Annotated in this window: 19 protein-coding genes; 16 read left to right on the top strand and 3 right to left on the bottom strand. The window is 52.7% G+C overall.

What is annotated here, in order from left to right:
- The first annotated feature begins 2 nt into the window (after positions 1–2).
- Entirely contained in the window at positions 3–494 is a 492-nt protein-coding gene (locus tag ACJJI5_RS15235; protein WP_444911030.1) for a DUF6586 family protein, read from the top strand.
- A 354-nt stretch (positions 495–848) separates the two neighbouring features.
- Complete coding sequence (locus ACJJI5_RS15230; RefSeq protein WP_282932320.1) at positions 849–1106, top strand: hypothetical protein; 258 nt, start codon at positions 849–851, stop codon at positions 1104–1106.
- Between the two features lie 63 nt (positions 1107–1169).
- Here the strand turns inward: ACJJI5_RS15230 and lexA are convergent, their stop codons facing one another.
- Entirely contained in the window at positions 1170–1775 is a 606-nt protein-coding gene (gene lexA, locus ACJJI5_RS15225) for a transcriptional repressor LexA (RefSeq protein WP_413662434.1), read from the bottom strand.
- Positions 1776–1878: 103 nt separating this feature from the next.
- Here lexA and ACJJI5_RS15220 point away from each other — a divergent pair, with 103 nt between their 5' ends.
- The 5 genes from ACJJI5_RS15220 (at position 1879) to ACJJI5_RS15200 (ending at position 6240) form a co-directional block, all read left to right on the top strand.
- Positions 1879–2574, top strand: coding sequence for an LOG family protein (locus ACJJI5_RS15220; RefSeq protein WP_445354525.1), 696 nt, complete (start codon positions 1879–1881; stop codon positions 2572–2574).
- A gap of 283 nt (positions 2575–2857) precedes the next feature.
- Positions 2858–3487, top strand: coding sequence for a TetR/AcrR family transcriptional regulator (locus tag ACJJI5_RS15215; RefSeq protein ID WP_282932323.1), 630 nt, complete (start codon positions 2858–2860; stop codon positions 3485–3487).
- Positions 3488–3520: 33 nt separating this feature from the next.
- On the top strand, positions 3521–4537 hold the full coding sequence (gene nagZ, locus ACJJI5_RS15210) for a beta-N-acetylhexosaminidase (protein WP_445354524.1): 1017 nt from the start codon (positions 3521–3523) through the stop codon (positions 4535–4537).
- Between the two features lie 81 nt (positions 4538–4618).
- Complete coding sequence (locus ACJJI5_RS15205) at positions 4619–5725, top strand: mechanosensitive ion channel family protein (RefSeq protein WP_413662432.1); 1107 nt, start codon at positions 4619–4621, stop codon at positions 5723–5725.
- Between the two features lie 299 nt (positions 5726–6024).
- The gene (locus ACJJI5_RS15200; RefSeq protein ID WP_020413094.1) at positions 6025–6240 is read left to right on the top strand and encodes a cold-shock protein; all 216 of its coding nucleotides are present in this window, start codon (positions 6025–6027) and stop codon (positions 6238–6240) included.
- A 514-nt stretch (positions 6241–6754) separates the two neighbouring features.
- On the opposite strand, the gene ACJJI5_RS15195 is transcribed toward ACJJI5_RS15200, so the two are convergent.
- On the bottom strand, positions 6755–7750 hold the full coding sequence (locus ACJJI5_RS15195) for a CsiV family protein (RefSeq protein ID WP_445354523.1): 996 nt from the start codon (positions 7748–7750) through the stop codon (positions 6755–6757).
- Between the two features lie 123 nt (positions 7751–7873).
- Positions 7874–11353, bottom strand: coding sequence for a transcription-repair coupling factor (mfd, locus tag ACJJI5_RS15190; RefSeq protein WP_444914116.1), 3480 nt, complete (start codon positions 11351–11353; stop codon positions 7874–7876).
- 304 nt (positions 11354–11657) lie between these two features.
- Between mfd and ACJJI5_RS15185 the strand changes: the two genes are divergently transcribed.
- The 9 genes from ACJJI5_RS15185 (at position 11658) to nqrM (ending at position 20648) form a co-directional block, all read left to right on the top strand.
- Positions 11658–13118 carry a glyceraldehyde-3-phosphate dehydrogenase gene (locus tag ACJJI5_RS15185; RefSeq protein WP_444916215.1) on the top strand — a complete coding sequence of 487 codons (1461 nt, stop codon included), beginning with the start codon at positions 11658–11660 and terminating at the stop codon, positions 13116–13118.
- Between the two features lie 373 nt (positions 13119–13491).
- A complete protein-coding gene (locus tag ACJJI5_RS15180; RefSeq protein ID WP_445354522.1) occupies positions 13492–14832 on the top strand; it encodes a Na(+)-translocating NADH-quinone reductase subunit A in 1341 nt (446 codons plus the stop codon).
- A gap of 2 nt (positions 14833–14834) precedes the next feature.
- A complete protein-coding gene (locus tag ACJJI5_RS15175) occupies positions 14835–16046 on the top strand; it encodes an NADH:ubiquinone reductase (Na(+)-transporting) subunit B (protein ID WP_108733655.1) in 1212 nt (403 codons plus the stop codon).
- Positions 16039–16821, top strand: coding sequence for a Na(+)-translocating NADH-quinone reductase subunit C (locus tag ACJJI5_RS15170; protein ID WP_282932330.1), 783 nt, complete (start codon positions 16039–16041; stop codon positions 16819–16821). Before ACJJI5_RS15175 ends, ACJJI5_RS15170 begins: the two co-directional genes overlap by 8 nt.
- Before the next feature lie 2 nt (positions 16822–16823).
- A complete protein-coding gene (locus ACJJI5_RS15165; protein WP_282932331.1) occupies positions 16824–17480 on the top strand; it encodes an NADH:ubiquinone reductase (Na(+)-transporting) subunit D in 657 nt (218 codons plus the stop codon).
- 3 nt (positions 17481–17483) lie between these two features.
- The gene (gene nqrE, locus ACJJI5_RS15160; protein WP_020413086.1) at positions 17484–18092 is read left to right on the top strand and encodes an NADH:ubiquinone reductase (Na(+)-transporting) subunit E; all 609 of its coding nucleotides are present in this window, start codon (positions 17484–17486) and stop codon (positions 18090–18092) included.
- A gap of 17 nt (positions 18093–18109) precedes the next feature.
- Positions 18110–19333: an NADH:ubiquinone reductase (Na(+)-transporting) subunit F gene (gene nqrF, locus ACJJI5_RS15155; protein ID WP_108733652.1), complete on the top strand. Its 1224-nt coding sequence runs from the start codon at positions 18110–18112 to the stop codon at positions 19331–19333.
- Positions 19334–19347: 14 nt separating this feature from the next.
- Positions 19348–20409, top strand: coding sequence for an FAD:protein FMN transferase (locus ACJJI5_RS15150; RefSeq protein ID WP_444893506.1), 1062 nt, complete (start codon positions 19348–19350; stop codon positions 20407–20409).
- Entirely contained in the window at positions 20406–20648 is a 243-nt protein-coding gene (gene nqrM / locus ACJJI5_RS15145) for a (Na+)-NQR maturation NqrM (RefSeq protein WP_282932334.1), read from the top strand. The genes ACJJI5_RS15150 and nqrM overlap by 4 nt, the downstream gene beginning before the upstream one ends.
- The last annotated feature ends 49 nt before the right edge of the window (positions 20649–20697 follow it).

Here is a 20697-nt window from a genome sequence, read left to right as displayed (position 1 = left end):
TAATGAGTAACTCTTACACGATTCATGTCACTTCGGCTCTACGCAAGAGCCAGCTGTTGCTGCAACAGCCGTGGGACTTGCCTCTCCAGCGCGATGCGCTGGAAGAGGCAGCGTTGATGCAGTTGTGCAAGGCCTATCGGGCCTTTCTGGCAGAGCAGGCAGCCCAGCTTCAGTTGGGGTTCGAACCGGAGTCTCCGCAGTTGATCATTGATGCGCTGGGCGTTCAGGGTAGGGCTAGTGCAGAGGCCAATGAGCTGTCCGGCCTGGTCGGCGACCCGCAGAGTTGGTTATCCCATATGCTTTACGCCTGGGAAGAGCAGCAGAAAATATCTGTGGGTGCTGATGAAAAACAGCAACAGGTTAATTTAATCCCGCTACACAACGAAGTTGCCAAGCCCGAGTTTGCACCTTTGTCCAAAGAGTTATTACTTCAGTGGCATCGTTCGCTGAGTGAGTTGGTGGTGAGGCAGCGCGCTCACTTGGATGAGTGTTAACTAATACGCTTACTCGACTTCGCTGAACTTCTGAATAGATTCGTAATATTCCTGCGAATTTTGAAGGTTGTTGATATTAGGCGCACCTCTGCGGGAAAGTCCGTTGTCCTTTGAGTGAGTCACAATAGAGTAGTTGTGGCCCACTCGACATAACCCGCAACCGGTGCAACGTGCAAAGCAATTCACTCTTCTCTTGTGATCTCTTGAGTGGTTTAGGTAATTCTTTGATATAGCGTACTGGTAATAGACTGCCTCGAAAGTCAGGAGCCAGAAGCCCTCAAATTGGATGAATGAAACTTATCGCAAGCCTGTGGTACACTGGGCGCAAACTGTTGTGCCGTGAAGGAAAAGCGAATGTCCTCCGAAACTTTTGAAATAATTGAGCTGGCTAATGGCGATGTAGCCTTGCGTCGTGCTGGCCACAAAGAGGACCCTTTGGTGAGCATTTCTTTTTCTGCGGAAAGTCTTCAGTTTTTGCGCAAGAACAAGGTTGCTGTGGCAAGGGCTATGTTGGAAGCGGGCATTGAAGCCGTACAAAATCTAGACGATCTTGAGGCTGGTTACTTCGAGGAAGAAGATGATTTAATGCCGGTAAATCATACTATCCACTAACATCAGCGTTAGTTCGAGTCTTATCAACAGCGGCCAATGGCCGCTGTTGTCGTTTTTAGGGGTTTAAGGCGCTTGGCGAATGACCCCTACGGCTAATCCCTCAATCACAAAGTTCTTATCTCTCATATCGACTTGAATTAACTCAAAGTCATCATTTTCAGGTAGCAGCTGAACGGTTGCCTGATTTCCCTTACGGCGAAAGCGTTTCACAGTGACTTCGTCATCGATACGGGCAACGACGATTTGGCCATTGCGCACCTGCTCGGTCTTTTGCACTGCCAGCAAATCTCCATCAAGAATACCTGCATCTCGCATACTCATACCGTGTACCCTCAGAAGATAATCTGCGGGGGGGTGGAAGAAGCTCGCGGGCAAGTCGCAGTAATCTTCAATATGTTCGCTGGCGAGTATGGGGTTCCCCGCAGCTACTCTACCCACAATCGGCAAGCCGGATTGATGATCCGGAATTCGAATGCCTCGGGAGGCGCCGGCAACCATCTCAATGGCGCCTTTTCTGGCGAGCGCTTTCAGGTGTTCCTCGGCGGCATTGGGTGAGCGGAAGCCGAGTTCCTGGGCAATTTCTGCCCGCGTTGGCGGGTAGCCAGTTTCATCCAGATAAGACTTGATCAGGTCGAGAACCTGGGACTGACGAGCGGTGAGATTGGTCATAGATTTACCTAGTTTTCTGTATTTATATACAGTTGCTGGAATTATATACAGATTTGTTGTTCGTGCAATCCTCAGGTTTTAGTCTTTGTGAGCTGCTACATTGATGGAGAAAGTAAAGAGAGAAGAAAGCGTTGAAGGAACTGACAAAGAGGGAAAAATAATGCTGGATGCAAAAATGCCGGAAGCCTGGAGAGTGCTTCGTATTCAGTCTGAATTGGTAGATGGGATAGAGCGGCTGATAGCGCTAGGTGGTGCAGTGACAGTGTTTGGAGGGGCGAGATTTACAGAGGACAGTCCTGAGTATCAGCAGGGGGTAAAGTTGGGAGAGTTGCTTGCGGCTGAAGGGATCCCCGTGATTACCGGTGGTGGGCCGGGGCTGATGGAGGCTTGTAATCGAGGGGCTTTCGGGCAGCCCGGCGCATCAATTGGGTTAAACATAGAGCTGCCTTTTGAGCAGGCGGCAAATCCATATCAGGACATCAGTTTGAACTTCCGATACTTTTTTGTACGGAAATTTATGTTTGTAAAACACGCACTTGGATTCGTTGGGCTTCCCGGTGGCTACGGCACGCTGGATGAGTTGTTTGAAGCTCTTACCCTGGTGCAGACACAGAAAGTGCGGCGTTTCCCAATTGTGCTGGTAGGTAAGCGTTACTGGAGTGGGCTGTACGACTGGTTGCTAGATACAGTGTTAGAGCGCGATTGTATCGATGCCAGTGATCTCGACCTTTTTCATATCGTTGATAGTGTGGAGGAGGCTGCGGCCCTGATTATGAAATATATGCAGGTGAAAGAATAATTATTCGGATGATCTTAAAATACCGAAAAAATTTTCAAAGTTATTTTTGTTAAAGCTGTCCCCGGACTAAAAGGCTATACCGGCTGGTGGGGTGGCGTACTTGCATAAGTTGGCGGGAGATCAACTCCAACAGTATTGATCTTGCCGCCTGACATACTTTTCCCTGTTATTTTTACTCTTGCACCTTGCTGAGTGGAGAGCTTAGCTGGCGGGCTCTAGATCAGTGAGAATGTGCTACTCTGGCGTCGATTAAACGTATGTTTTAAATGGTGGTTTGATACTTATGAGCCAGATAGATACGGTCAGCCGGATACTCGATGCAGCGGAAGTGCTGTTTGCTGAACGGGGTTTTCCTGAAACCTCATTGAGAACAATTACGAGCACGGCCGGGGTTAATCTGGCGGCAGTTAACTACCATTTCGGCTCCAAGAAAGAATTGATACAGGCGGTATTTGAACGCTTTTTAACGCCTTTCACTAACGCTCTGGAAGAAGAGCTTGATCGCCGTATTGCCCTGGGGCAGCCCCTGGGGGTGGAGGAGCTGATCGAATGCCTGTATCGAGTTGGGTTGGGAAGCCTTGGGCTGGAGGGAAAGGATCCACAGCGATTTATGCGTCTTTTAGGATTGGCTTATACCCAGTTCCAGGGGCATTTGCGTCGATTTATCGTATCTCGATACGGGGATACTTACCGCCGTTTTGCCGGACTGCTGGCTGAAGCGCTACCGGGCTTGGACCCAGAAACTTTCTATTGGCGCCTCTACTTTATGCTGGGAGCGACCATTTTCACACTGTCGAGCCACGATGCGATTGAGGCTATCCTGCGGGAGGATTTCGGTTCTGACAGTACCCTGACCCAGACTCTTGAGCGATTGGTACCCGCTGCTTCGGCCATGTTGAAGGTAGATAATTAGTGGGCGCACTCTTAAATCGATAAGGAACTTAATATGTCTTTACCACCCGGACCGGTCATGGTGGATATCGAGGGGCTTGAACTCACCGAGGAAGACTGTGAGTTGCTTCGGCATCCGATGGTGGGCGGGCTGATCTTTTTTGCGAGAAACTATCGGGATCGCCAGCAGCTTATCCAATTGGTTAACTCCATCCGTGCGGTGCGACCAGAGATCCTGCTAGCGGTAGATCAGGAGGGTGGCAGGGTTCAGCGGTTTCGCGATGACTTTACGCGAATACCTTCAATGCAGGCCCTTAGTGCTGTCGCCAGTAACGAGCAATTGCAGGATGTGGGGTGGCTGCTGGCCGCAGAGTTGCTGGCTGTAGGCGTGGATTTTAGCTTTGCGCCGGTTTTGGATGCGGATGACAGTCACAGCAGGGTGATCGGCGATCGGAGTTTTTGTCCCGACCCCGCCCAGTTAACCGCACTGGCTCGCCCTTTTATTCAAGGGATGCGCGAAGCGGGCATGGCCACGACAGGCAAGCATTTTCCGGGGCATGGCCACGTGCTGGAAGACAGTCATGTGGAGTTGCCAGAGGATAAGCGCTCGTTGGATCAGGTCTTGGCAACCGATGCACTTCCGTTTATCGATTGTATTGGAACCCAGGAACTTACCGCGGTGATGCCGGCCCATATCCGCTTCATCAACATTGATAGCCAGCCGGTGGGATTCTCCCGCTATTGGCTGCAGGATGTATTGCGGCGACAGCTGGGATTCAATGGAGTGATTTTCAGTGATGATCTGTCTATGGAAGGGGCGGGTGCGGCTGGAGGCTATGGCGATAGGATTCGCGCAGCCCTGGAAGCCGGTTGTGATATGGGTATCGTATGCAACAATCGTGTCGGCGCTTTTGAGGCGCTGGCGGCACTGGATACCTTTGTGCCCAGACCGGAGTCCACTCATCGGTTGTCGGCCATGGGTGGCAGGCCGGTGATCGGATCCTGGGAGGAGCTTGAGAAGAGTGCGCGTTGGCACAGAACCAGGGAATGGTTAGCTTCCATAATGCGCTGAGATAAGTTGTTGAAATCCGTCGTCTATTGAGAAGGCGCTATACGGATATTACTGATTGTTGGTTAAAGCGGAGGGGTTCGAGTGGAGTCCGTTGAGAGCGTGCTGTTGTCCTGGCTTGGTGAGAACCGGGTCTGGATAGTTTCTGTTTTCCTCATAGTACTTGCGTCTGGGGTACTGGCCTGGTTATTTGGCCGCTTTGTGCAGCGCATGGCCATTAAAGCGGAAAAGACGGTTAATCCCTGGGATGATGCTTTGGTTGGGGCGCTCTCCCCTCCCGGGCAGGTACTGGTATGGCTGTTGGGCTTGACTGTCGCTGCCCAGCGAGCGGGGGACGCCACTGGTGCCGAGATATTCTCCCTGGCTGCACCGACGCGGGAAATAGGCTTGATCCTGGTGATGGCCTGGTTTGCCTGGCGATTCTCACACAGCGTGGAACACAATCTGTGCGATCCGCGCTATATGGGCAAGCCGATGGATGCCACTACGGTACGTGCGATCGGCAAACTGGTCAGGGCCTCAATCGTGATCACGGCGGGAATTGTGGTCATGCAGTTCCTGGGTTACAGCGTCAGCGGTGTTTTGGCATTTGGTGGTATTGGCGGACTGGCTGTCGGTTTTGCGGCCAAGGACCTGCTGGCAAACTTTTTCGGTGGCCTGATGATCTATCTGGATCGGCCCTTTGCGGTGGGCGACTGGATTCGCTCCCCCGATAAGGAGATTGAGGGGACCGTGGAAGATATCGGTTGGCGCCTGACTAGAATCCGCACTTTTGATATGCGACCCGTCTATGTTCCCAATGGCATCTTCACCCAGATTGCGGTAGAAAATCCTTCCCGTATGTTAAATCGTAGGATTTTTGAAACGATTGGTATTCGTTATGAAGATGCCCATCATATGGCGGCAATCGTAGCGGATGTTAAAAATATGTTACAGGAACATCCGGAAATTGATTCTAATCGTACGCTTATTGTTAATTTTAATAGTTTTGCTTCCTCCTCTTTGGATTTCTTTATATATACGTTTACCCGCACTACCGATTGGGTTCGTTATCATGAAGTAAAACAGGATGTTCTATTAACGATTCTTAAAATAATTGAGGGATATGGGGCATCCTGTGCATTCCCAACCTCAACATTACATATTGCCGATATACCTTCATTAACGCGAGAGGCCGCGTTAGACAGTTGAGGAATGGGAGTGCAATAAGGTACAAATGATTAGTTTCTAATTGAGCACTATTGAAGATTTTGACGGTTAATTACGCATATTGGGAAAAACGTAGTATTTATTTCACATAGAAAACTAGACACTGGCGCTGTTTTATCTAAGAATCAGGGTACGTCCTTTGAGTATATGCTCATCGGATTAAGCAAGATAGCATTCTGCATGGAGCAGTTTGTTAACAATGGGGTGGCGTTTGCCCCTCTTGCCGAATTGAGCAGTGAGGTAAAAGAGGTAGGCGCAATAACAATAATGAGGTTTTCTCAATGAGTGATCGCGTTACAGGTACAGTGAAGTGGTTTAATAACGCACGGGGTTATGGCTTCATCACCTGTGGAGAAGGAACTGAAGATATTTTCGTTCACTATCGCAGCATTCGCGGCGAGGGCTACAAAACCCTTAATGAGGGGCAGGCGGTAGAGTTCGAAATGCAACAAGGTGACAAAGGACTGCTGGCGGAAGATGTTGTTCCCTGTGAGTGATTTATAGATCACTCGTTGAAAGAACTGTTGTCGTGTAGGGTCCTGCGGCTCAATTGACGCCGGCCCTGTCAGCGCCTCTGAAAAGCGGATCTTTGTGATCCGCTTTTTTGTTTGCTACTTTGCAGTGGATATAGGCTTTTCTTCTTTAAGTTGCATTTGTGTCCCTCTTTGTAGGTTTGGTCATATCCCGCCCCGCCTAAAGCCCCCAATGTAATTGTGTGTATATGAGTGAGTTTATTGTGCGCAATACCCTGTGCTAATTATTACTTTAATACTCCCGGAATATTGGCCTACTGATAGTAATTTTTTTGTTGTTGTGGGGTGGCGGTATTTGCTTGTTTGCTGGCTGTATTTTGATTAAAGATAAATTGATTAAATATCGGTTGGGTGGGGTGTGCTTGCAGTGATGGTGAAATTAATTCGTTTGAGGTGAAGAGTTTTAAAGGTATATTTAAAATAACAGCCCCGGCAAGATTTGCTGGGGCTTTTGGCGAAAGTCGATTATTTAAATAAATTAACTTTCCGTGCGGTTATCTTTTTCTTGGTCGGAATTAAGCATATCCATATTTTGCGAATCTTCTTTGGGTTTGGCTACAGTGCGCACTTCAATAAGAATTCCAAATGCAGGGTGGTCGATATAATGAAGTTGTCCGCTACGCAAACGTCTCTCGTGTTGCAGTCTCGCAACATGGGCTACATATAATGGCTCTTCTTTTATAAATTCCGGCTCGCCCAGTGTGAGTGGCTCAGTTGTGTTAATTGCGCCCTGACTATTTTCGATATCAAACCCGTTATTTTGTGAATATGAATTTTCAATATCACTGTAATTGCCGGTTAGGATTTGTAGCGGCTTTTCGATTTTATTTTGTGGGCGTTGAGGAAGAAGAATACTGTGTTCCCCGGGTTGCGTATAAAAATCGCTGAGCCACAAATTAGTACTGATATGTAAATAGCGAGCGACACTCAGGGTGATAGATCCCTCAAGCTGGCTGTGGCCGCTGAGCTGGCTGCCGCCATCAATCAGAATGGCCGGAGAGTTTCTCTTGGTATTTAAAACCTGGCGCCAGGCCTTGTGAAACAGGACCCTGTCACCAGCCCTGGAAATTGCGGCGGCTTTGTTGTCCAGCAGCCTGGGTACAGGTCTTAGCAGCAAGTTTCTTTGTGCTTGCTCAGAGTTCTGCGAACTAGTAGATGCGTCGCCCTCAAGCTCCGATGATTCAATATCGGCTGGGCCGCTCGTTTCTGGGCTCGAGATGATGTCTTCAAGCGATAGCACCTCATCCTCTGTTGGCTGAGTTGGGGTGCGCAGGGTGTCAAAGTCGATCCACTTTGATGGATACTGAAGACGGGGTGCCGTCGGCCAGGTCTCTGCGGTTCTTTCCATCCCCTGGGGGCGCTCGAATACGATCATTTCTATTTCGAAAGTATTGCCAGCGTAGTTGACGGCCTGGGCACTGGTTGCTGCCAGCGTGAGCGCCAGGGTTGAGCAGAGGCTAATTATCCTTTTCATGGGTTTACCACTTAAACAATTCTATTTGGGTGCCGAGGGTGTCATTGCCGACAGGCCGTTTAAGCGGGAGTAGGAGACTAGTTAGTTTTGCCGCCAGCTCCCGCTGCTGCCTGCCGGATGGTATCACTGTGCAAGCTTTTCCAGAACTTCGTTAATTTCCTGGAGCTTGCGATCAGTACCCTCCTCATCGAGACTGAAATTCAGTTGGTTGGCGCCGGCCAGCTGGTAGCGTCCCGGCTGGGTTTGCACCATCTTAACCAAAGTGAGCGGATCTACACGGGTATTCTCCGCAAATTCGATACGCCCTCTTGCCGCAGAGGCCTCAAGTTTGCGGATGCCCATATTCTCGGCCTTTAACTTGATCTCCGTGGTGCGGAACAAGTGTTTTACCGATTCCGGCAGTAGCCCGAAACGGTCGATCATCTCTACCTGAAGTTCTTTCAGTTGCTGCCCGTCGGTGGCATTGGCAATGCGTTTGTACATGATCAGACGGCCGTGGACATCGGGCAGGTAGTCCTCGGGAATCAGCGCAGCAACCCGCAGATTGACGTCCACCGCAGGGGATTCGAGGGGTTCGTCAATATTCGGTGTGCGGCCCTCGCGAATGGCCTTCACTGCCTTGTCGAGCATCTCCATATACAAGTTGAAGCCGACACTCTGAATCTGCCCGCTTTGTTCCTCACCTAGCAGTTCGCCTGCACCGCGAATTTCCAGGTCGTGGGTAGCCAGGGTAAAGCCTGCACCTAAATCCTGGGCCTCGCTAATCGCTTCCAGGCGCTTCACGGCGTCATTGGTCATGGAGCGCTTGTTGGGAGTCAGTAGATAGGCGTAGGCCTGGTGGTGCGAGCGCCCCACGCGACCGCGCAACTGGTGAAGCTGGGCCAGGCCGAACTTGTCTGCGCGCTCGATCAGTATCGTGTTGGCTGTGGGGACGTCGATACCGGTTTCGATGATGGTGGTACAGACCAGGACATTAAAGCGCTTGTGATAGAAGTCGCTCATCACCTGTTCCAGCTCCCGTTCGCGCATCTGGCCATGGCCTATGCCGATACGGGCCTCGGGAATCATCTCCTGTAGCTCCCGCGCGATTCGCTCAATGCTTTTGACTTCGTTGTGCAGGAAATACACCTGACCGCCGCGTAAGATCTCCCGCAGGATAGCCTCTTTTACCAAGGCATCATCGCGCTCGCGCACGAAGGTTTTCACAGAGAGACGCCGCGCTGGTGGGGTGGCGATCACCGATAGATCGCGAATACCGGCCATGGCCATATTTAGGGTGCGGGGAATAGGGGTGGCGGTAAGGTTGAGGATATCCACCTCGGAGCGCAGGCTCTTGAGGCGCTCCTTCTGCCGGACGCCAAAGCGGTGTTCTTCGTCGATAATCAGCAGGCCGAGATTTTTAAAGTCCAGATCGCTTTGCAACAGCTTGTGGGTGCCAACCAGGATATCCACCTTGCCACTGGCAACCTTCTCTTTCACGCTGTCCACTTCCTTGCCAGAGCGGAAGCGGGAGATCACCTCGATATTGATCGGCCAATCGGCAAAGCGATCCTGGAAGGATTGATAGTGTTGCTGGGCCAACAGGGTGGTGGGAACCAGCATGGCCACTTGCATACCTGCGTGGGCCGAGACAAATGCAGCCCGCATGGCCACTTCTGTCTTACCGAATCCCACGTCGCCGCAAACCAGTCGGTCCATCGGCTTATCTGAGAGCATATCCCCCAGAACTGCCTCGATGGCTTGTTGTTGATCTGGAGTTTCCTCGAAGGGGAAACCTGCGGAAAACTCCCGGTAGGCCAATTGAGGGTTATCGAAGGCATGGCCAATACGGGCTTCGCGGCGGGCGTAGATATCCAGCAGCTCCGCAGCTGCATCGCGGACTTTCTCGGCGGCTTTGCGTTTGGCTTTTTGCCACTGTTCACTGCCCATTCTGTGCAGCGGGGCCAGGGCTTCATCGGCACCGGAGTAGCGGCTGATCAAGTGCAGGCTGGCTACCGGCACGTAGAGTTTGGCATCGTCGGCATATTCAAGGGTCAGGAACTCTGCCGGTTGCCCGTCGATCTCCAGGTGCTGTAGGCCGCGATAACGACCAACGCCGTGATCGATGTGAACGACGGGAGTGCCCATGCGCAGTTCAGCCAGGTTTTTAACCGCGTTGTCCGCTTCATCTTTGGCTTTTTTACGGCGGCGTTGCTGCAGTACCCGCTCACCAAATAACTGCGGTTCCGCGATCAAGTTGATTTGCGGGTCCTCAAGCAGCAGCCCTTGATCGATGGGGGCTACGGTAATGCCGATAGTGTCCTTTGCGGCGAGGAAGTCCTGCCAACTTTGGAAGCTGGGAGGGCTGAGCCGTATGCCCTTTAATAGCTCCAGCAGCGCTTCGCGACGCCCGCTACTTTCAGCACAAAATAGCACCCGACCGGAGTATTCCATCAGGTAGCTTTCCAGTGCAGCCAGGGGTTGTTCGGACTTGCCATCTACTGGCAGTGAGGGGGGTACGGAAGTGTCAAAATTACAGTTGCCCTGGGCTTCCGGAAGACTCTCCGCAGAGAAGATTGCCCGGGGCATGGACTTCAGGGCACCGTTAAGCTCATCAATCTCCAGTAAAATCTGGCGCGGTGGCAATATGGGACGGGTCAGGTCGCCGCGACGACTTTCATAGCGGTTGCTGACTTCGCGCCAGAAATTGTCCAGCGGCTGTTGGATATCTCCCTGTAAAAATGCCTGGCTGCCCTCGGGCAGATAGTCGAACAGGCTTGAGCAGTTGCCATCGAAGAACAGGGGCAGGTAGTACTCAATGCCCGCCGGGGCAATTCCTGCACTGATATCCTGGTAAATTGGCACTTGGCTGGGATCGCTATCGAATTCACCGTGCCAATTTTGCAGGAATCCTGATAGGGCAGCCTTGTGCAAAGGGAATTCCCGTGCAGGTAAAAGGTGAATGGTTTTCACCTTGTCGATGGTGCGTTGGGTTTCCGGGTCAAAGGTGCGCAGGGATTCAATTTCATCGTCGAACAGATCGATGCGGTAGGGCAGGGGGCTGCCCATTGGGAAAATATCCATCAGTGAGCCACGCACAGCGAATTCGCCGTGTTCGTAGACGGTGTCTACGCAGTGGTAGCCGGCCTGCTCCAGCAGTCTCCGCTGGATATCGATATCAAACTGCTGCCCCTCCTCCAGTATCAGCGCATTGCCGGCAATATAGTTGCAGGGCGGTAGCCGGTGCATCAGGGTGCTGACTGGGATTATGACGATCCCGGCCCCCATTTTCGGCAGCTGGTAGAGGGTGGCAAGGCGATCCGAGATGATGTCCTGGTGGGGAGAGAAAGTGTCGTAGGGGAGAATTTCCCAGTCGGGAAAATGGAAAATTTCCAGCTCCCCGTTTTCCCCCTTATCTCGCCGCGCTTTGTTAAAAAATTTCAATTGCACCTCTAAACGGTGCGCTTCGAGACTGTCCTTTGTGATTAACAGGGTGGGCGCTTTGTTATTGCGTGCCGCGTTGAGGATGGCGAGCGCGGCAGCTGCGCCATGCAGTTGTCCCCAAAATTGTCGGTCACTGGAGGAGCGAAACTTCGGTGGGGTCAGGGGCTGTATTTCTGTCATCTTTCCTTATATATCCGCGCATTCATTCGAGATGTCTTCGAGGTCGGCTATTGTAGCCGCGAACAGTTTTGCTTGCAGGGAATGTTAACCCTGCCTGTGTTTCCAGTCGGGAACAACTACGCTTTTTTATGGATTGCGCAATGTCGCTCGGGTGGACTACAAAAAGGTAGTTTTACTACATTTTTTTGGCTCTTTTTTGCTCAGTTGCGCAGTGTAAAGCGAACACTATAATGCGCAGCCATGCGGTCCTGAGTGGTTTCAAGGCCGTATTTCTTGCCTACTAAATACATTGCAGAGGTGTCCGATAGTGACTCAGAAGCGACCGAAGCCCGCGGACTTTTTCAAGGACTGGAAACAGCGTGAAGCACTGGCTGAATCCATGATTCCGATGATTGGAAAGCTCAACCGTGAGAGCAACGTCGGTATTTATATGTACGGCCGCAACCTGGTTAATCGCTCAGTGCTGAGCATTATGAAAGCGCACCGTTTCGTGCGTCAGGTTGAGGAAAATGAACTCTCCGAGTTTGAAACCTTCCCGGTATTGGAAGCCATCTGCAAGATGGAGCTGGGTCCCGTACATATCGACCTGGGAACCATGACCAACAAGTACATGCGCGACGATCGCGGCTTGTCTGTGGACGAGTTTGTACGTGAAGAGCTGTCCGACGCAGCGGGTGCCGGCAAGCCTCTGCCCGAATCCAAAGATGTTGTGATCTACGGTTTTGGTCGTATCGGCCGTCTGGTTGCCCGCCTGCTGATCGACAAGGCTGGTAGTGGTGATGTTCTGCGTCTGCGCGCTATCGTATTGCGCAAGGGCAAGGCCCCCAACGATTTGGTGAAGCGCGCTTCTCTGCTGCGTCGCGACTCCGTACATGGCGCCTTCCAGGGCACTATCCGTGTGGACGAGGAGACCAACTCCCTGATCTGTAACGGTAACGAAATCAAGATCATCTACGCCAACTCCCCTCAGGAAGTGGATTACACCCAGCACGGTATTGACGATGCGATTATCGTTGACAGCACCGGTGTATGGCGTGATGAAGAAGGTCTGAGCCAGCACCTGCAGAGCCCAGGCGCTTCCAAGGTGCTGCTGACTGCACCGGGCAAGGGCGATATCAAGAATATCGTTTACGGTATCAACAGCAGCGACATCAAGCCGGAAGACAAGGTACTGTCCGCCGCTTCCTGTACCACTAACGCCATCGTGCCTGTCCTGAAAGCGATGATGGATGGCTACGGCGTTGAGCACGGCCACGTAGAAACCGTACACGCCTACACCAACGACCAGAACCTGATCGACAACTACCACAAAGGTGAGCGTCGCGGTCGCGCAGCAGCGCTGAATATGGTTCTGACTGAAACCGGTGCTGCCAAGGCGGTTGCCAAAGCGCTGCCCGAGCTGAAAGGTAAGCTCACCGGCAACGCAATTCGCGTTCCGACTCCTAATGTTTCCATGGCGATCCTTAACCTGAACCTGGGTAAAGAGACCACCAAGGAAGAGCTGAACGAATATATGCGCGATGTGGCACTGCACTCGCCGCTGCGTCAGCAGATCGATTTCACCAACTCCCCGGAAGTGGTGTCCAGCGATTTTGTTGGCTCCCGCGTTGCCTGCGTATTCGATTCCACTGCGACTATCGTGGATGGCAAGAACGCTGTGCTCTACTGCTGGTATGACAACGAGTTTGGTTATAGCTGTCAGGTAGTTCGCTGCCTGGAAGATATGGCTGGCGTTCGTTATAAGCAGTTCCCCAAAGAAGACTAAGGCGTCAAGCCTCCTTGCCGCAGTCGGTACCCAGAGCCGACTGCGGGGTTCCGGCGACTGTCCCAGTCGCCGCGCCATGCCTCCCCAAATCCCTGTTTTTTCAACAGAAATTTCCGATCTTAGTGCCACTTAACGACTTTCCAGGCTGGTAATGACTCTGGCCCGTCTTTATAATGCGCGCGATTTTGCGGGGCGGCCGTGCGCCGAGAAGTTAGCGCGCACAACCAATTAGTCAGCTTCCTTCCTCCCGGTTCACGGGTGATACGGCATAAGCCCTCGCAGCACGGAATTCCACAATAGGACCCGTCATCCCAGGCATGGGACGGTGGGTCCTATTGCAATTTTTTTAAACTAGAAACTTAGGCATAGGCGTATGAGAAAGATCCGTCGGGGATTGGACTTACCCATATCCGGCGCGCCCGAGCAGGTCATTCAAAAAGGACCTGCGATCAAGACCGTTGCTGTTCTCGGCCCCGATTATCACGGGATGAAGCCGACAATGGCAGTGGCTGTAGGGGATCGCGTCAATCTTGGTCAGCTGTTGTTTAGCGACAAAAAAACTGAAGGCGTGCGCTACACAGCGCCTGCTGCCGGTCGTGTTGTTGCGATTAACCGTGGCGCTCGTCGTGTTCTGCAATCCGTCGTGATTGGCATAGACGGCGATGCAGCGGAACAGTTCCAAAGCTACAGCGCAGATAAACTGTCTGGTCTGACTCGCGAACAGGTCGTTGAAAACCTGGTTGAGTCCGGCATGTGGACCGCACTGCGCACCCGCCCGTTCAGCCGCGTTCCCGCCCTGGACGCTGAGCCGGTAGCTGTGTTTATCAATGCGATGGACACCAACCCTCTGGCAGCCAATCCAGAAGTAGTGATTGCTGAGAATCCCAAAGCCTTCTCTCAGGGCGTTGAGGTTCTTTCCAAGCTGGCAGAAACCACTTACGTCTGTACTGCTCCAAATACGGATATTCCAGTACCGAACGCAGCGAATATTCGCCGCGAAACCTTTGCCGGCCCCCATCCGGCAGGTCTGTCCGGTACCCACATCCACTACCTGAAGCCAGTTTCTGGCAACCGCAGTGTATTTACCATTAATTACCAGGATGTGATCGCTGTAGGCAAACTGTTTACCACCGGTAAGCTGTTTACCGATCGTGTCGTTTCCCTGGCAGGCCCTCAGGTCAAGCAGCCGCGTCTGCTGCGCACCCGCCTCGGTGCCAGTCTGGAAACCCTGACTTCTGATGAGCTGAAAGGCGATAACGATCGCATCATCTCCGGCTCTGTATTCGGTGGCCGCACCGCTGCTGGCCCGATGGCTTACCTGGGTCGCTACCACAACCAGATTTCTGTACTGGAAGAGGGCGATGAGCGTCCGTTCCTGCACTATCTGCGTGCTGGTAATAAGCGTTTCTCTGTATTCCCGATTTATCTGTCGCGCCTGGTGAAGAACAAGCTGTTCAACTTCACCACCAGCACCAACGGTTCTGAGCGTGCCATGGTACCGGTCGGTAGTTATGAGAAAGTCATGCCGCTGGATGTACTGCCCACTCAGTTGCTGCGCTCCCTGATCGTTGGCGATACTGCAATGGCGCAGAAGCTGGGCGCACTGGAGCTGGACGAAGAAGATCTGGCGTTGTGCACCTTTGTGTGTCCGGGCAAGTACGAGTACGGCCCCATTTTGCGGGACAACCTGACCCGTATTGAGAAGGAGGGGTAAGTATGTTGCGTAAATTCCTCGATTCGATCGAACCCAAGTTTCACAAAGGCGGTAAGTTCGAAAAGTTCTACGCCCTGTTTGAAGCGATTGACACCGGTCTGTTCCAGCCGGCAGACAAGACCAAAACCACTGCTCACGTGCGCGACGGTATCGACCTGAAGCGTATTATGATCACCGTTTGGGCTTGTGCCATGATCCCGGCGTTCTACGGTATGTGGAATATCGGTTTCCAGTCCAACACCATTCTGGAAGGTATGACCAACCCGGATCTGTCCGGCTGGCGTCACGCCATTATCGGCGCTCTGACTTCCTACAACCCAGCTAGCCTGTGGGACAACTTTGTCTACGGCGCTATGTACTTCCTGCCTATTTATGCGGTCACTTTTATTGTGGGCGGTATCTGGGAAGTCCTGTTTGCTGCGGTGCGCGGTCACGAAGTCAACGAAGGCTTCTTTGTAACCTCCATCCTGTTCGCCTTGACCTGTCCGCCGGATCTGCCTCTGTGGATGGTGGCTATGGGCATCAGCTTCGGTGTGGTTATCGGTAAGGAAGTATTCGGTGGTACCGGCAAGAACTTCCTCAACCCGGCTCTTACCGGCCGTGCCTTCGTATTCTTTGCCTATCCGGCAGCAATGTCTGGAGATGCGGTTTGGACTGCGGTTGACGGTTATACCGGTGCTACTGCGCTGTCTGTTATGGCCAGCGAAGGTATCCAGAACGGTATCGTCAATGCTGCTGTTGGCCAGGTAACCTGGTTCGACGCTTTCTTCGGTCAGATCCATGGTTCCATTGGTGAAACTTCTACCCTGGCTATCCTGATTGCCGGCGTGATCCTGATGGGCATGAAGATCGCCAGCTGGCGCATCGTAGCCGGCACTCTGCTGGGCATGATGGCCACCTCTTTCATGTTTAACATGATTGGTTCCGAGACCAACCCGATGTTCCAGGTACCCTGGTACTGGCACCTGGTAGTGGGCGGTTTTGCCTTCGGTCTGATCTTTATGACTACGGACCCTGTATCCGCTGCGATGACCAACACCGGTCGCTGGTGGTACGGCATCCTGATCGGGGTGATGGTTGTCCTGATTCGTGTAGTGAACCCGGCCTTCCCGGAAGGCATGATGCTGGCGATTCTGTTCGCCAACCTGTTCGCTCCGCTGTTTGACCACTTTGTGGTGCAGTCCAATATCAAACGGAGGTTGGCACGTGGCTAATAAAGATTCCGTAACCGGTACTCTGATTGTCGCGCTGGTAATGTGCCTGGTGTGCTCCGTAGTGGTATCCACCGCTGCGGTAATGCTGAAGCCTGCCCAGCAGGCGAATGCCGAGCTGGATATGAAGCGCAACGTACTGATGGCTGGCGGCCTGTTGAAAGACTCTCACGCTGATAAAGCGGAAGTCGAAAAGGCCTTCGCCGACGTAAAAATCAAATACGTCGACCTGAATACCGGTAAGTTTACCGATCAGGCTCCGGCTGGTGGCAGCGGTCGCGCTGCTGCCAAGATCCCGTCTGACAGTGAAAAACTGCCGGCTGACGAGGACACTGCCAAAATTATCCGCCGGGAAAATACCAAAGAGGTATACCTGGTAGAGAAAGACGGCAAGCTGGACAAGATCATTCTACCGATTCGCGGTTATGGCCTGTGGGGCACCCTGTACGGCTTCCTCGCTCTGGAGAGTAACCTCGACACCGTAGCGGGCCTCGGCTTCTACGAGCACAAGGAAACTCCGGGACTGGGTGGTGAAGTTGACAACCCCAACTGGAAGGCCCAGTGGATTGGTAAGAAAGTCTTCAACAACCAGGGCGACGTGGATATCGCAGTGATCAAGGGTCAGGTTAACCCCAACAGCCCAGACGCGATTCACGAAGTAGATGGTCTGTCTGGTGCAACTCTGACCAGTAAGGGCGTTAGCAACCTGGTGAACTTCTGGTTGGGTAACCAGGGTTATGGTCCCTTCCTGAAAAACCTGAAAGCAGGGGAGGCGTAAGCATGAAAATTAAAGATACTCTGCTAGAGCCGATTTTTAACAACAACCCGATCGCGCTGCAGATCCTGGGTATCTGTTCTGCACTGGCTGTTACCAGCTCGCTGCAGGTTACCCTGGTAATGTGTATCGCACTGACCTCGGTTGTGGCGTGTTCCAACGTTGCGGTATCCCTGATCCGCAAACAGATCCCGAACAGCATCCGTATCATTGTACAGATGACCGTGATTGCCTCTTTGGTAATCCTGGTAGACCAGCTGATCAAGGCCCTGGCTTACGACATCTCCAAGCAGCTGTCTGTATTCGTTGGTCTGATCATTACCAACTGTATCGTAATGGGCCGTGCGGAAGCCTTCGCTATGAAGAACCCGCCGCTGCCCAGCTTCTTCGACGGTCTTGGTAACGGTCTGGGATACAGTGTGATCCTGATCGGTCTCGCGGTGGTTCGTGAACTCTTCGGCGCCGGCAAACTGTTCGGTGTAGATATCCTGACTACCGTGAGCAACGGCGGTTGGTATATCCCCAACGGCCTGCTGCTGTTGCCGCCGAGTGCATTCTTCCTGATCGGCCTGTTCATCTGGGCGATCCGTGCCTGGAAACCGGCACAGGTGGAAGAAGATGAGTTCAAGATTGCGCCTAATTCCCAAGCGCAGGAGGCCTAATCCGTGGAACATTATATTTCTTTGATTATCCGCGCCGTTTTCGTTGAAAACATGGCGCTGGCCTTCTTCCTCGGTATGTGTACCTTCCTGGCGGTATCGAAGAAGATCGAGGCCGCTATTGGCCTGGGTGTTGCGGTTATCGTGGTGCTGACTCTGACAGTACCGGTGAACAACCTGATCTACACCTACCTGCTGAAAGACGGTGCACTGGCATGGGCCGGTTACCCCGACGTGGACCTGAGCTTCCTCGGCCTGTTGTCCTACATCGGCGTAATTGCGGCACTGGTACAGATCCTGGAGATGTTCCTGGATAAATATGTACCGGCTCTCTACAACGCGCTGGGTGTATTCCTGCCGCTGATTACCGTGAACTGCGCCATCATGGGTGCTTCCTTGTTCATGGTTGAGCGCGAGTACGCGTTTGGCGAGAGTGTTGCCTATGGCTTCGGTGCCGGCCTCGGCTGGGCACTGGCGATTACCGCTTTGGCAGGTATTCGTGAAAAGCTGAAGTACAGTGACGTTCCGGATGGCTTGAAAGGCTTGGGTATCACCTTCGTAACTGTTGGTCTGATGTCCCTGGGCTTCATGTCCTTCGGCGGCATCGATATCTAAGCGGGGAAAACAATAGAATGAGTATTGAAATTATCCTCGGCGTAGCGATGTTTACCGTCATCGTTTTGGCGCTGGTAGCGGTGATCCTTGCGGCCCGCTCGCGCCTGGTAAACACCGGCAACGTCAACATCCTGGTTAACGGTGAGAAGACTCTCACCGTACCGGCCGGCGGCAAGTTGCTGCAAACCCTGGCTGCCAACAACCTGTTCCTGGCCTCCGCCTGTGGCGGCGGCGGCAGCTGTGCGCAGTGTATCTGTAAGGTGAATTCCGGTGGTGGCGATATGCTGCCGACTGAAGCGGCTCACTTTACCCCGCGCGATGCAAAAGAAGGCAAGCGTCTTTCCTGTCAGGTTGCGGTTAAGCAAGACATGGAAATCGAAGTGCCGGAAGAGGTGTTTGGTGTTAAGCAGTGGGAGTGCACTGTGGAATCCAACCCGAACGTGGCCACCTTTATTAAAGAGCTGACCCTGCGTCTGCCCGAAGGTGAAAACGTTGACTTCCGCGCTGGTGGTTACGTACAGCTGGAAGCTCCGGCTCACCATGTCAAGTTTGCCGACTTCGATGTCGAAGAGCAGTACCGTGGCGACTGGGAGCACTTTGGCTTCTTCAAGCTGGAGTCCAAAGTGACCGAGCCAGTGGTTCGCGCTTACTCCATGGCTAACTACCCGGAAGAGAAAGGTGTTGTTAAGTTCAACATCCGTATTGCGACTCCGCCGCCCCGCACTGAGGGCATTCCGCCGGGTCAGATGTCTTCCTACGTTTTCAGCCTGAAGGCAGGTGACAAGATTAAGGTGTACGGTCCCTTTGGTGAGTTCTTCGCCAAGGAAACTGACAACGAGATGGTATTTATCGGTGGTGGTGCCGGTATGGCGCCAATGCGCTCACATATCTTCGACCAGCTCAAGCGCCTGAACTCTACCCGCAAGATCAGCTTCTGGTACGGTGCGCGCTCCCTGCGCGAGATGTTCTACGAAGATGACTACAACGGTCTGGCTTCCGAGTTCGATAACTTCCAGTGGCATGTGGCTCTGTCCGATCCGCAGCCGGAAGACAATTGGACCGGTTACACCGGATTCATCCACAACGTGGTATATGAAAACTACCTGAAGGACCACCCGGCTCCGGAAGATTGTGAGTACTACATGTGTGGGCCGCCCATGATGAACGCGGCAGTCATCAATATGCTCAAGGACTTGGGTGTAGAAGATGAAAATATCCTGCTGGATGACTTCGGCGGATAATTGGAGGGCTTAGCTTGCTAAAAGCAATCACAGGCCCGACAAACTCAAAAACAGGGCCCGTCTTTACGGCCCTGTTTTTGCTTTGGGCGGCTGTAATTTTATCGGCTTGTGCTCCTTCGCCGGAGTCCTGGCAGTTGGCTGGCCGCACCATGGGAACCAGCTATCACATCACCGTCGTTCAGGTGCCCTCTGGGCTGGAGCAGGGTGAGTTGCAGCAGTTGATCGACGATGAGTTGCAGCAGGTCAACCAGGAGATGTCGACCTATATCGACGACTCTGAGTTAATGCGCTTTAACCAAAGCCCGGTAGGGCAGGCGATCCCGGTTAGCCAACACTTGGCAGATGTACTGGAAATGTCCCTGGATATTTATCGCCGCAGTGAAGGCGCTTTCGAGGTGACGGTCGGCCCTCTGGTCAACTTGTGGGGTTTTGGTCCCCAGCCCGAACCGGAGCATATCCCCTCAGATAAAGACATTGCCGATCTGCTAACCGTCGTCGGTTCCGATGCGTTAACCCTGACTCGTAAGCCAGATACTGTTATCAAGAGCCGCCCGGTTGAGGTGGATCTTTCAGCGATTGCCAAGGGCCATGGCGTTGATCGGGTTGCCGAGCTATTGGAAGACCTGGGTATTCGTAACTACTTGGTCGAGATTGGCGGTGAACTGCGAACTAAGGGTGTGAATCCAAAGGGTAAGACCTGGGTAATTGGCATTGAAGTACCCAGCACGGCAGGGCAGATGGTGCAGGAGCCAATCGCGGTGAGTGGGAAGGCAGTAGCTACGAGTGGAGACTATCGCAACTACTACGAAAGGGATGGTGTTCGTTACTCCCATAGCATTGACCCACGCTCCGGGCGGTCCATTAAGCACAAATTGGCATCGGTAACCGTTATTGCCGACACCTGTGCAGAAGCCGATGGCCTGGCTACCGCGATCAATGTCCTCGGTGCTGATGCCGGCATGGCGTTGGCAGAAAGAGATAATCTAGCCGTCTTTATGGTGGTGAAAACTGATTCAGGTTTCGAAGAGCGTTCTAGCTCTGGCTTTAAACCTTATGTAGAGAGGTCTGAGAAGTGACAATTTTCATATTTGCCTTTGTGGCTATGTTGCTCGTTGTTGCCGGTATGGCGATCGGGGCCATGGTTCAGAACAAACCGTTAAAAGGAACTTGTGGCGGGCTCAACAATATCGGCATGAAGCAGGATTGCACAGTCTGTGGTGGCGATGACGATGAGTGTGAAAAGGAACAGGAGAGGCAAAGACAGCAGCAGATGACTGCCGAAGATCTCGCTTACGACGCATCTAAACGCAAGTAAGCTTTCCCTCTCCAACAAGCCCGTGATCAACGGGCTTGTTGTTTTATGT

It is taken from the genome of Microbulbifer maximicatervae (SeqCode), from assembly GCF_052467955.1.
The sequence above is the reverse complement of the archived record's forward strand: the minus strand, read 5'-3'. Positions and strand labels throughout refer to the sequence as shown.